An 11,634-nucleotide genomic window follows, 5' to 3' on the forward strand; every position below is an offset into this window, starting at 1 on the left:
TTGCTCTGCCGCCCTTCGTGATGAGTTCGATCCGCCTTGCGGTGATTACTTCAGGTTGGTCATCGCCGTCAGGTCGACCGAGAGCTTGGCGATGCCGGTCGCGCCGCACCACTTCGAGCCGACGCCGGTCGGGTTGATCGCGGTCACGTTGGTCGTGCCGCTGCCGGTGAAGTCGCTGGTGAAGGCGTTGCAATCACCCTTGGAGAGGTTGGTGTCGGAGTAGCGCAGGTCCAGCGTGAACACCTTGTAGGTGAAGCCGACACCGATGTTCCAGGTGTTGTAGTCGGCATACTTGATACCATTCGGGAAGGCGGCCGTGCCGTAGAACGAGTCGGAGGTGCCGAACCACTGGCGGCCGAACTCACCCGACACATACATGCCGACGCCGCTGGAGCCGAAGGTGGTGCTGGGCGCGGTCCACTTGCCGGTGACCGATGCGTAGTTGCCCCAGGCGCCGGTGTTCAGGAAGCTCGGCGAGTAGAACTCGGTGATGCCGAACGTCCAGTTATCGTTCACCGTGTAGTTCATCTTGCCGTAGACTTCGAAGAACGAGACGTCCTTCTTCATCACGTTGAGGTTGGTCAGGGTGTTGGCCTGGCACTCGGCGCTCAGGGCGCGGCCGGCGAAGTCCGTCGTGGCGCCACCGCCGTAATAGCAGGTCCCGCCCGGATACAGATAGCCCCAGACGCCGATGTCGAAGGCGAAGGCGCCGAAGGTCGGGCGGACACCGCCGTAGATGTCGATCTCGGCAGCAGCGCGGTTCGGGAAGGAAATGCTCTCGCCGGCGACGCCGACGTAGAACTGCAGGTCCTTGTTGACGTTGTAGCGCGGCTCGAAATAGGCGGCGACCGACGGCTTGTGGTTCGACTGGGTGACGCCGCGGAACACGTAGTCGTTCATGATCGCCGCGCCGAACGCGATGTCCCACGGCTCGAACGCGACCGGAGGCGGAGCCTTGTAGGCCTTGACCGCCATGTCCGCCGCCGAAGCCGATCCCGAAACCATTGCCAGCGCCGTTGCCAGCAAAGCCCACTTCTTCATGACGATCCCCATTACCTATTTCGAAAAGCCTGCCCCACCTTGGCCCCCCAGGGCGCAAACAAGACCGGCTGCGTCATCCAGACACAATTTGTGCCAGGGTCTCGCCGCACGTGAAGCAAAAAAGCGCGGCATCTGCCGCCTTTTTGGGCGTTTTGACAATTCTACGGCAGGTAGTCAGCGCGTGTTGCATTTGAACAACAAATCTCCGTGTCCGAACGCACGCCAGGACGCACATTCGGTTGTGCCGACGCGCTGGAATCGTGGTGTCCCAAGCAAAACGACGCGGCGTAACGAGGTCGGATTCGCCCGGCCGTAGATCTGCGGGGCGACGGCTCCGACGAACAGATCCATCGGCAATTAGGAGCCGACGCAGACGCCAGAAGCCAGACGACAGGCGCCGGCAACAAACGAGAAGGCCGCAGCGTTGCCGCCGCGGCCTCCCGATGTGAATTCGTCTGGTGGTGAGAACGATCCGGACCGGAAAGATCAGTTTCCGGAGGCGGTCCCCTCGCCGTCTTCGTGCTCCTCGGGGGCCGCGCTCGGCATCGCCCAGCTGGTCTCGGCAGCCGATTCGGTCTCGTTCACTGCCGGGGTCTCGACCAGCGGAGCCATCTTGGGAGCCCGCTTCTTGGCGGCCTTCTTCTTCGGCGCGGCGGGAGCCTTTGCGGCCGACGTCTTGGCCTTCTTGGCGGGCGCCTTCTTCGCAGCAGCCTTCTTGGCAGGCGCCTTGGCCGGGCTCTTGGCCGCCTTCTTCGCCGCGGCCTTCACGGTCTTCTTCGCCTTCTTGGCGGGCGCCTTGGCAGCCTTCTTGGCGGCCTTTTTCGCGGACTTCGGTGCAGACTTCTTTGCAGCCTTCTTGGCGGACTTCTTCGTCGCCTTCTTCGCTGACTTGGCCTGCGCCATCAGCTTCTTCTTTTCTTTCTTGTCCTTCTTCGCCTTCTTGTCCTTCGCCATCAGAAACCCTCCAGTTGCCGCCGTTCGATCAGCTCGTCCGGCGGGACGGGCCGGCAGTCAGCACGCGCCCATCCGTCAAATCATTCCTGGCCGCGGACCGCCCGTCGCCCAGTCGAGAAGCTCAACGGTGTGCACGACGGGGACAGAGGTGCCGCTGGCAATCTGCATCATGCAGCCGATATTGCCCGCCGCGATCACATTCGGCTTGACGGTCGCGATGTTGGCGACCTTGCGATCGCGCAGCTTCATCGCGATGTCAGGCTGGAGAATGTTGTAGGTCCCCGCCGAACCGCAACACAAATGACTCTCCGGTATATCTTTCACCACGAATCCGGACTTGGAAAGCAATTCTTTCGGAATGCTCGTGATTTTCTGCCCATGTTGCAGTGAGCAGGCCGAGTGATAGGCCACGACGATGTCGTCGCGCCGAGAGGCGGAGGCCAGTTCGAGACCGGCGAGATACTCGGTGATGTCCTTCGCCATCGCCGACACGGCGGCCGCGGCCGCCGCATATTGCGGGTCTTCGCGCAGCATGTGTCCGTAGTCCTTGATGACGGTGCCGCAGCCCGAGGTCGTCACCAGGATGGCGTCGAGACCGCCGCGTTTCATCTCCGCGGTCCACGCGTCGACATTGGCGCGCGCCCGCGCCAGCGCGTCGGCATCCTGCCCCATGTGGTGGGTCAGCGCACCGCAGCATTGCTCGTCCCTGACCAGCACGACCTCGACGCCGTGCCGTGTCAGGACGCTGATCGCAGCCTGGTTGATGCGTGGCGCGAGCGCCGCTTGCGCGCAGCCCTGCAGCAGCGCCACGCGGCCGCGCCGCGCGCCCTGCGCCGCGAACACGCTGCCGCCCGCCGGCCCCGGCGGCGGCAGCGCCGCGGCAGGCGCCAGGTCGAGCATCGCCCTGACGCGCCGCAGCAGGCCCGGCGCAGGTGTTCGCGACGCGGAGGACGCCGGCAGCAGCGCCTTCAACGGCCGGCCGAGCCGCGCCAGGGTCATCGCCAGCCGAAACTCGCGCGGCCGCGGCAGCACATAGGCGAGCACGGCGCGGAGCCACCGGTCCGTCAGCGGGCGCTGGTAGCGCTGCTCGATTCGCACCCGCGCCTGATCGACCAGATGCATGTAGTGGACGCCCGAGGGGCAGGTCGTCATGCAGGACAGGCAGGACAGGCAGCGGTCGATGTGCTTGACCACGTCTGATGTCGGCGCCTGGTCCTTCTCCAGCATCTGCTTGATCAGGTAGATGCGCCCGCGCGGGCTGTCGAGCTCGTCGCCGAGCAGCACATAGGTCGGACAGGTCGCGGTGCAGAACCCGCAATGCACGCAGGCGCGCAGGATCTTGTCGGCGACCGCGATGTCGGGATCGGCGAGCTGCGCCAAGGTGAATTCGGTCTTCATGACGCAACGCTCCGCCGGATACGGCCGCGGTTGAGAATGGTCTTGGGATCGAAGGAGACGCGAACCCGCTCCTCCAGCGCGGCGACACCCGGCGGCTGCGGGTGGAAGACGTCGACCGCCAGACGCATCTCGTCCCACGCGCGCAGCAGGGTGGCGTGGCCGCCGACGGCCTCCACCTGCTTGCGCACCAGCCCCGCGGACGCATCGGGCTGCGGCGGCAGCGCGGCCCAGATCAGCCCCCCGCCCCAGTCATAGATCACCTCGCCGCCGGTCTGGCGCGTCAACGCCTGCCCGATGGCGCCGCCCGACACCGGCGGGCAGACGATCCGCCACACCGTCCAGGCCCCGAGCGGGCCGTTGGCGGCGAACGGCAGCACGTCGCGCACGGCGCTCCAGACATCGGCGGAGGCGTCGTCCGCGATGATCTCGGCCGCACCGTAGGTCGCGAGCTGCCGGGCAAGCGACGCCGCCCGATGCGCGGCGGAGGCCGTGATGCCCTCCAGCCTGATCACCGTGACCGCCTCGCGCGGCGAGCCGGTCGGGCTTAGGCCTTCGACCTCCGGCCGCAAGGTCGAGGCCGGCAGATGCGCGGCTCCGGATACATCGAACGGCGAACCGAGCGCCGCCGTCATGGCCCGGTTGGCCTTGAGGTCATCGAGCCCGCGCAGCACCAGGCTGCGCTCCGACTCCGGCCGCGGCATCACCTTCAGGGTCGCCTCGGTCATGACCGCCAGCGTGCCCCAGGAGCCCGCCAGCAGCTTGCAGAGATCGTAGCCGGTGACGTTCTTGACGACCTTGCCGCCGGTCTTGAAGCTCTCGCCGAAGCCGGAGACGGCATGCGCCCCGAGCAGATGGTCGCGCACCCCGCCGGCGCGGATGCGCCGCGGACCAGCCAGCCCCGCCGCAATCATCCCGCCCAGCGTGCCGCGGCCGGCCGTGCCGAGCAGCGGTCCCGTGTCCATCGGCTCGAACGCGAATTGCTGGCTCTTCGAATCGATCAGCGACAGCAGATCGGCGAGCGGCGCCCCGGCCTGCGCCGTGATGATCAGCTCGTTCGGCTCGTAGGAGACGACCGCGCTCAGCGCCGACAGGTCGAGCACGGCATTGGTCGAGGTGACCTGCCCGATTCCGCGCTTCGAGCCATGGCCGATGACGTCGAGCGGCTGCTCGCTGGCGATCGCCGACCGGACCACCTCCTCCACGTCGGCTGCGTTGCGTACCTTGAGAGCGTCCACCGCTGCTCGCCTCGCTCGTTGATGATGGCGATGGTCGAGCGCAACGCGCGGCCACCCGTGTTGGGGCCTTTCTAAAGCGTTGCGAGCCGGACACAAGGGCGGGCCGGACGGAACGTTCACACGCGATCTGCATGGCCCCGCCGTCGTGCTCTGCGGCATCGAGGCCTCGCTGCCTGCGGGACTATCGCATATAACGCCGTCAGAGTCCGGCCGAGCTGTTTCAACGTCGTCATGGCCGGGCTTGTCCCGGCCTGCGCGGCCGAAGCCGCTTCGGCGCGGCGAAGGCCCGGCCATCCACGTCGTCGAACCCGGAGAAGGAAAGACGTCGATGCCGGGCCTTCGCCCCGCGAGGCGCCGGGCCGCGCAGGCGGAACAAGCCCCGGCATCGCGTGCTCCCCAGCCCGTAGGGCGGGTGAGCGAAGCGTAACCCGCCGACCTTCCGAGACACATGGCGGATGACGCCTTCGGCCAATCCGCCCTACGCCCTCATGTGCACATCCATCCTTCGTCCGCCATCGAAGGATCGGTCACGCGAGCCGAGGTATCAATGCCCTTGCAGCACTTCAACGAAAGGACCGATCACGATGACCGGATATGCAGTCGAGACGAAAACCGTGAACGAGGCCGTCAGCGGCGGCGGCCTGCTGGTGGTGGCGCAATGGGAGGCGAGGGACGGCGAGGCCGACCGCGTCGCCGAGATCCTGTCGCGCTTCCTGCCCGAGGCGCAGCGCGAGCCCGGCGCAAAACTGTTCCTGATCTCCCGCGCCAAGGACAACCCGGCGCAGTTCCTGTTCTACGAGCTGTTCCGCGACGAAGCCGCGTTCAAGGCCCACCAGGAGAGCGAGCATTTCAAGACGTATATCGCCGGCCAGGCCCTGCCGCTGCTGGCACGGCGCGAGCGGATGCAGTATGGGCTGATCTAGACGAGCATTTACCTGAATCGCGCTCTTGGATGGGTCGAACTCTCGCCCCCCGATGCTGTCATGCTCCGCGCCGGCGGAGCATCCTGTACTCCGCGGCGGAAGCGATCGAGCAGAGACGCCGCGGGGCGCTGGAGGTCGCAATGCCTCCATTTTGTGAGAGAAGATCGCTTACCAAAGGCATTCCTTTACGGCTTCCAGCCACGCTCCCCGATCTCCTATTTTCTCGTCGTGCGACATCGCCCTACTTGTGCTAGTGTTTCGTCATGGCCCCAAAGAAACCCTCTTCGAAGAAGACCAAAGCCGGTGGCTTCGTGATCGGCAGCGCCCGGTTTCGCAAGATCAGCGCCGTCGAGGGAATCCAGTACTCTCCCAAGATGAAGGGAGCCTCGTCTTCGACGGGTAAGGCCCTTTCCCCAGAGGAACGCCGGAAGTCGATCATCGAAGCCTATCGTAAACCCTAGGCCGCCATGTACGACGCGGTCGCCGACGAGTACTGCTATCCCGGCACGACCGTCCTGAAGAACAAGCTCGACATCCGGGCCTCCGAGGAACTCGCGGCTTTCGAGGCCGAGGTCAGTGACGCAAGGGCCGACGAGGAACTCCCGGCCGGCGATCTTGATTTCGAGCATTTCAAGGCCGTCCACCGCCATCTCTTTCAAGACGTCTACGACTGGGCGGGAGAGCCGCGCACCGTCCGCATTTCAAAAGGCGAGAGCACGTTCTGCTTCCCCGAGAATATCGAGAGAGAGGCGAAGCGGCTTTTCACGAAACTCGCGAACGACAACTTCCTGCAGGACCTTTCGCCGACGGAGTTTGCCAGGAAATCGGCAGAGTTTCTCGCAACCCTCAACGTGATCCATGCCTTCAGGGAAGGCAACGGCCGCACGCAGCTCTCGTTCTTTCTTCTGCTGGCAGATCAGGCCGGGCACACCATCGACCTCGATGCCCTCGATCCGGATGCCTTTCTGCATGCGATGATTGCGAGCTTCGACGGCGATGAGGCGCCTCTCGCCGCCGCCATTCAAGGGCTCATTGAAGATGAGGATCCGAGAGAGTTGTCGTAACCGGCAAGCCTTCCGTCCGGTGAAAGCGTCGCAATTTAGTGTAGACCAGCAGAGTCACCGTAATCCCCGTGGACGACGATAAGAGCAAGGCGGGCCGTGCGCGATCTGCGTCGAGCGTTTGCACCGCAATGCCATACCTCATGGCGGGATCACCGCCCCCGTTCCTAAGGACCGGCGAAAAGGAGACAGTCAGCGCAGAACAAAGCTGTCTTAGTAGGGCTTTCGTTTTGGTAGCGGCTCTGAAATAGTGCACGCTTTGGTACGTCGCTCGGGCGTCCTGTTATTGGGGGCACTATGCTGCTCGATTATCGAATTTGGCTCAGGATCGCACTACGATGTGTAATCGAGTTTGGACCTCCCGCGGCGATAGCAACCTATTCAACTTGGCCTAACGTAACCTCGTCGTGGGTCAGCTTTTCGGCTGCCTTTGTCGGTGTCGGACTATTCTGGTGGAATTTTTTACGCATCCAGTACCAACAAACGAACCGATTCGCTCAGGACAAGGCATCCGATCAGATCGAGCAAGTACACGGCAATCTTGAGGATGTTAAAGGTATGCTTGCCGCCATTATTCCTCTAGTTGATCGCGGCAATCTTTCACCCGAGCAGACAATCGAGGTTTCCAAAGTCGTCCATCAGGCCAACACCGCCATCGAGACAGCGAACAACGCCCTCGAAACATTTCACAGAAAGTCCTTCAACTTTAGTTTTGGCCCCCTCTCTTACACGAGTGAAACTCGCACGAGGCCATCGAAGAAAAAGGCCCTTTAGTTCACCGGAATCCGCCCTATAGAAACTGCTCCGGAATGGGCTTTCCCCGGATTTTCCCCGGCCTACTTGTCTTCCCGCGGGGTCATCTGAGGCCCGAACATATCCGGCGCGTGCTCCTGCAGCTTCTTTCGCACCAAATCGAGGTCGTAATCTCGTTCATACCTAGTGCCGTTATAAACAATCACCGCGCGGAACTTGCCCCACTCGTTCATGAAAGCTTTGATGGGGATGGGAGGATTCCAAACGGCGTCAAGATGGACGGGTGCACCAGGCGGGATATCAACCTTATCAACGGGAAAGTAACCCTTGTTCGCGACGTTAGCCTGAAGCTGCAGCTTGTGCCCTGTCAGCCCTGAGGTGACATATGCCTCTGTGATCGAAACTGACTCGGTGCTGGTCCCCCAAAAAAGCGCGCCATTCACGACGAATCCGTCCGCGGCCCAACTTACTACAAAGAGCTGCTGCGCCTCCGGCGAGTTCCATCTTATTGGCCCTCCGCTCGGAGGAGTCGCCGAAGCAGACTTGGAGAGAGCTTCATCTCTTTCTTGATTTGCCTTCGCAAGATCGCGACTCATCTGGCGCACTTGGGTCGAGAGAGCATCAATCGTGCGTTGCGTATCCTTATCTTCGGCGACTTGGCTGATTGGCTTCGATTCGTTTTGAAGAACCGGCGGCGAGGACAGCCGAAATATGCCAAGTCCCAGAAGCACCGCTCCTGCAATGATGCATGCCCAAGTCAGCAATTGTGATCGCCTCTTATGGCTCGATGCAAGCTCTTCTACAATGTGCAACTTTACGGCAAGTATGAGGGCAACAATCCAGGCCGCGCCCAAAATAGCTGCCTGATTATAGTGCCCTTCAGTCACTCTCTCGAAGGTTACTAGAGGTAAGATCCAAAGCGTATTTCCAAGGGCGTTACGGCCCGCACTTGACCATGATGATGGTATTTCAGCGTCTGCCATAGGGGATCGATCTATCAGCTGGCCTTAAGGCGGCGACGGCTGACCTTCCTGGCACCGGCAAAGATCTGTCCGCCGCGCCTCCGCCCGCCATCATGTGTCTATAGCGATCCGCCGAGTCGGTCCTCTTATAAAGAGTTTTGCGGCGACAGGACTATTCCCCTGATAATCCACCGGCAACAAACGTGTCCGCGGCGCCTCTTCGCCGGTGGGGATGAACAATATTGCATGCCCTCTTCAAGACTTCGGCACGAATCGACAAGCGAACGGCAGACGGCCGCTTCATTCACCGTGAATACGCCGTGCACGATGGGCGCCCCCACTACATAACCAATTGATTTGTAGCGCAAATAACTATTGACCCGTTCCCTTCACACGGGAGATGTCCAAGGCCGATCCCTTGAGCGCTCATTATTTCGAACCAGAAAGATGTAGGCTTTTCGGATCGTCGGGCAAATCAGCTTTGCGATTTTCGCGCGATCTCACTGCCCAAGGAACGGCCGGCCGCGGCAAAATCGCTCCCGCGCAAGAGCTAATTTCGCGAGCTATTTCAATGCGGAGTAGCAGCCCCCTCCGAACGGTGAAATTTCCTCTTTCGTTTTCCCAGAAATTGTGTAATCCTCCGCCCATCCCGCCTCACCGAGAGGGGCGTACGCGCGGTCGTCACGATATGCGAGGCGGGGATGCGGTGGCCGTGTCGGGTCGCAGCGTGGCTTCGGTCATGCCGACGAACGACTGCGATGCGGACGTGAAATCGTGTGGTCCTGGCCTCCCGGTGCTGAGGCCAAGCGGGTGATGCCCTTTACGGGGCACGCAGGCGACGGGGGCAAGAACGCCGGTCCCCGAGGAGATCACGTATAAGCGTTAAGACCGCCGCGCAGGGAATGCCGGATGTTCGGCTGAACCTGTGGTACCTGCCGCCTGCATTTTTTTCGCAGGCGGGCCATGGGTGAGGCCTTCACCCGGCATTCCCTGCGCCCTCTCGATGGTTTTGGAGGGCGGGTCGATCGCACGATCCGGGCGTCATGCGCCGCGGCGATGCGGACGTGTGTCTGCGGGGTGCAATGTGGCTGGTATGGACAATGCTCTCCGCGTCATTGCGAGCGAAGCGAAGCAATCCAGGGTTCCGCCCACGACTCTGGATTGCTTCGCTTCGCTCGCAATGACGTGGAGAGGCCGGTGGCTTTCAGAACCTCGGCAGATCCGGAAACGCCAGCTTGCCGCCATGCACGTGCATGCGCCCAAGCTCGGCGCAGCGGTGCAAGGTCGGAAACACCTTGCCGGGGTTGAGCAGGCCCTGGCTGTCGAAGGCACACTTCACCCGCTGCTGCTGGTTGAGGTCGATCTCGGTGAACATCTCCGGCATCAGGTCGCGCTTCTCGATGCCGACGCCGTGCTCGCCGGTCAGGACGCCGCCGAGCTCGACGCAGCAGCGCAGGATGTCGGCGCCGAACGCCTCCGCCCGCTCCATCTCGCCCGGCTTGTTGGCGTCGTAGAGGATCAGCGGATGCAGATTGCCGTCGCCGGCATGGAACACGTTGGCGCAGCCGAGCTGGTACTTCTCGGACAGCTCGCGGATGCGCGCCAGGGCCTTGGGCAGCGCGCCGCGCGGGATGGTGCCGTCCATGCAAAGATAGTCCGGCGAGATCCGCCCCACCGCGGGGAACGCCGCCTTGCGGCCGGCCCAGAACAGGTTGCGTTCGGCCTCGGAGGTCGAGATCCGGCAGGTGGTCGAGCCGCAGGCGTTTGCAATCGTTTCGACGCGGCCGATCAGTTCGTCGACCTCGACGCCGGGCCCGTCGAGCTCGATGATCAGCAGCGCCTCGACGTCGAGCGGATAGCCGGCATGGACGAAGGCCTCGGCGGCGTGGATGGCAGGCTTGTCCATCATCTCCATGCCGCCGGGGATGATGCCGGCGCCGATGATGCGGGCGACGCATTCGCCGGCCGCTTCCACCTCGGCGAACCCGACCATCAGCGCACGCGCCGTCTCGGGCTTCTGCAGGATGCGCACCGTGACCTCGGTGACGACGCCGAGCAGCCCTTCCGAGCCGGTGATCAGCCCCATCAGGTCATAGCCGGCGTTCTCGGCGCACTTGCCGCCGATGCGCAGCACCTCGCCGGTCATCAGCACGATCTCGCAGCCGAGCACGTTGTTGGTGGTCATGCCGTATTTCAGGCAGTGCACGCCGCCGGAATTCTCCGCGACGTTGCCGCCGATCGAGCAGGCGATCTGCGACGACGGGTCCGGCGCATAGTAGAAGCCGGCATGCGCCACCGCCTGGCTGATGGCGAGATTGGTGACCCCTGGCTCGGTGACGACGACGCGGTTGTCGAAGTCGATGTCGCGGATGCGCTTGAACTTGCCGAGCCCGAGCAGCACCCCGTCGGCCAGCGGCAGCGCGCCACCGGACAGCGAGGTGCCCGAGCCGCGGGGAACCACCTTGATGCCCTGCCCGTGGCAATATTTCAGGACCTGCGAGACCTGCGCGGTGGTCTCCGGCAGCACCACAACCATCGGCGGCTGGCGGTAGGCCATCAACCCATCGGACTCGTAAGGCAGCATCTCGGCGGCGCTGTCGATGACGCCTTCGCCCGGCACGATCGCACGCAGTGCAGCAACGATCTCATCGCGGCGCGCCAGCACCGCCCGATCAGCTTCCGGCATCATGATCGCCATCGCGTTCCTCCGGCCCTCGATTTGTGCTGGCATATCAATCACAACGGAAACGGTTTGGATAGGCAGCGGATCCGCATCGAAGTTTGCGGCAGAGCAACAAGCTCCGCCATTATGCTGATTTGCCTCAGTGCTTCCCCGCTTGTGCGTCGCCTGAGGCCATGCCACAACCTGCGCGCAAACTCGTCTCGTAACCCACAGAGCCTGATCCATGAAGAAAATGACTTTGAGCGCGCTCGTCGTCCTCGCCTCGTCGTCGCTGGCATCTGCCGCGCTGGCGCAGGATGCCGCCGCCGGCAAGACGTCCTTCAACAAGTGCCTGCCCTGCCACGCGATCGGCGAGGGCGCGAAGAACAAGGTCGGCCCGGAACTCAACGGCCTCGACGGCCGCAAGTCGGGCAGCGCGCCGGACTACAACTATTCGGAAGCCAACAAGAACTCGGGCATCACCTGGAACGAGGCGGTTTTCAAGGAATACATCAAGGACCCGAAGGCCAAGATCCCCGGCACCAAGATGACCTTCGCCGGCATCAAGAACGAGACCGAGATCAACAACCTCTGGGCCTATGTCTCGTCGTTCGACAAGGACGGCAAGCAGAAGCAGTAAGCGGC

10 protein-coding genes are annotated in these 11,634 nt (G+C 63.1%); 4 read left to right on the forward strand and 6 right to left on the reverse strand.

Annotated features, from left to right (window positions below):
* Positions 1-45: 45 nt before the first annotated feature.
* From QX041_RS33375 to QX041_RS33390, 4 genes are all read right to left on the reverse strand, one after another.
* A complete protein-coding gene (locus tag QX041_RS33375; protein ID WP_315753412.1) occupies positions 46-1,041 on the reverse strand; it encodes a TorF family putative porin in 996 nt (331 codons plus the stop codon).
* 486 nt (positions 1,042-1,527) lie between these two features.
* On the reverse strand, positions 1,528-1,995 hold the full coding sequence (locus QX041_RS33380; RefSeq protein ID WP_316168040.1) for a hypothetical protein: 468 nt from the start codon (positions 1,993-1,995) through the stop codon (positions 1,528-1,530).
* Positions 1,996-2,070: 75 nt separating this feature from the next.
* Positions 2,071-3,393 carry a glycolate oxidase subunit GlcF gene (glcF, locus tag QX041_RS33385; RefSeq protein WP_316168041.1) on the reverse strand — a complete coding sequence of 441 codons (1,323 nt, stop codon included), beginning with the start codon at positions 3,391-3,393 and terminating at the stop codon, positions 2,071-2,073.
* Positions 3,390-4,628: an FAD-binding protein gene (locus QX041_RS33390; protein WP_316168042.1), complete on the reverse strand. Its 1,239-nt coding sequence runs from the start codon at positions 4,626-4,628 to the stop codon at positions 3,390-3,392. The genes glcF and QX041_RS33390 overlap by 4 nt, the downstream gene beginning before the upstream one ends.
* A 584-nt stretch (positions 4,629-5,212) precedes the next feature.
* Here QX041_RS33390 and QX041_RS33395 point away from each other — a divergent pair.
* From QX041_RS33395 to QX041_RS33405, 3 genes are all read left to right on the forward strand, one after another.
* Complete coding sequence (locus QX041_RS33395) at positions 5,213-5,551, forward strand: putative quinol monooxygenase (protein ID WP_316168043.1); 339 nt, start codon at positions 5,213-5,215, stop codon at positions 5,549-5,551.
* Positions 5,552-6,018: 467 nt separating this feature from the next.
* A complete protein-coding gene (locus QX041_RS33400; RefSeq protein ID WP_316168044.1) occupies positions 6,019-6,615 on the forward strand; it encodes a Fic/DOC family protein in 597 nt (198 codons plus the stop codon).
* A 294-nt stretch (positions 6,616-6,909) separates the two neighbouring features.
* Complete coding sequence (locus tag QX041_RS33405; RefSeq protein WP_316168046.1) at positions 6,910-7,386, forward strand: hypothetical protein; 477 nt, start codon at positions 6,910-6,912, stop codon at positions 7,384-7,386.
* Between the two features lie 62 nt (positions 7,387-7,448).
* Here QX041_RS33405 and QX041_RS33410 read toward each other — a convergent pair whose 3' ends face one another.
* Positions 7,449-8,348, reverse strand: a complete 900-nt coding sequence (locus QX041_RS33410) for a hypothetical protein (RefSeq protein WP_316168047.1) — start codon at positions 8,346-8,348, stop codon at positions 7,449-7,451.
* A 1,183-nt stretch (positions 8,349-9,531) separates the two neighbouring features.
* On the reverse strand, positions 9,532-11,025 hold the full coding sequence (locus QX041_RS33415) for an FAD-linked oxidase C-terminal domain-containing protein (RefSeq protein WP_316168048.1): 1,494 nt from the start codon (positions 11,023-11,025) through the stop codon (positions 9,532-9,534).
* Between the two features lie 208 nt (positions 11,026-11,233).
* On the opposite strand from QX041_RS33415, the gene cycA reads away from it, so the two are divergent.
* The gene (gene cycA, locus QX041_RS33420) at positions 11,234-11,629 is read left to right on the forward strand and encodes a cytochrome c-550 CycA (protein ID WP_315716648.1); all 396 of its coding nucleotides are present in this window, start codon (positions 11,234-11,236) and stop codon (positions 11,627-11,629) included.
* The last annotated feature ends 5 nt before the right edge of the window (positions 11,630-11,634 follow it).

Origin of the sequence: Bradyrhizobium sp. SZCCHNRI2009 (assembly GCF_032485115.1) — a bacterium.
Classification (GTDB): domain Bacteria; phylum Pseudomonadota; class Alphaproteobacteria; order Rhizobiales; family Xanthobacteraceae; genus Bradyrhizobium.

Coding starts and splice junctions, on each gene's coding strand:
- QX041_RS33375 (WP_315753412.1), bottom strand. CDS start 1,041: ATGAAGAAGTGGGCTTTGCTGGCAACGGCGCTGGCAATGGTTTCGGGA.
- QX041_RS33380 (WP_316168040.1), bottom strand. CDS start 1,995: ATGGCGAAGGACAAGAAGGCGAAGAAGGACAAGAAAGAAAAGAAGAAG.
- glcF (WP_316168041.1), bottom strand. CDS start 3,393: ATGAAGACCGAATTCACCTTGGCGCAGCTCGCCGATCCCGACATCGCG.
- QX041_RS33395 (WP_316168043.1), top strand. CDS start 5,213: ATGACCGGATATGCAGTCGAGACGAAAACCGTGAACGAGGCCGTCAGC.
- QX041_RS33400 (WP_316168044.1), top strand. CDS start 6,019: ATGTACGACGCGGTCGCCGACGAGTACTGCTATCCCGGCACGACCGTC.
- QX041_RS33405 (WP_316168046.1), top strand. CDS start 6,910: ATGCTGCTCGATTATCGAATTTGGCTCAGGATCGCACTACGATGTGTA.
- QX041_RS33410 (WP_316168047.1), bottom strand. CDS start 8,348: ATGGCAGACGCTGAAATACCATCATCATGGTCAAGTGCGGGCCGTAAC.
- QX041_RS33415 (WP_316168048.1), bottom strand. CDS start 11,025: ATGGCGATCATGATGCCGGAAGCTGATCGGGCGGTGCTGGCGCGCCGC.
- cycA (WP_315716648.1), top strand. CDS start 11,234: ATGAAGAAAATGACTTTGAGCGCGCTCGTCGTCCTCGCCTCGTCGTCG.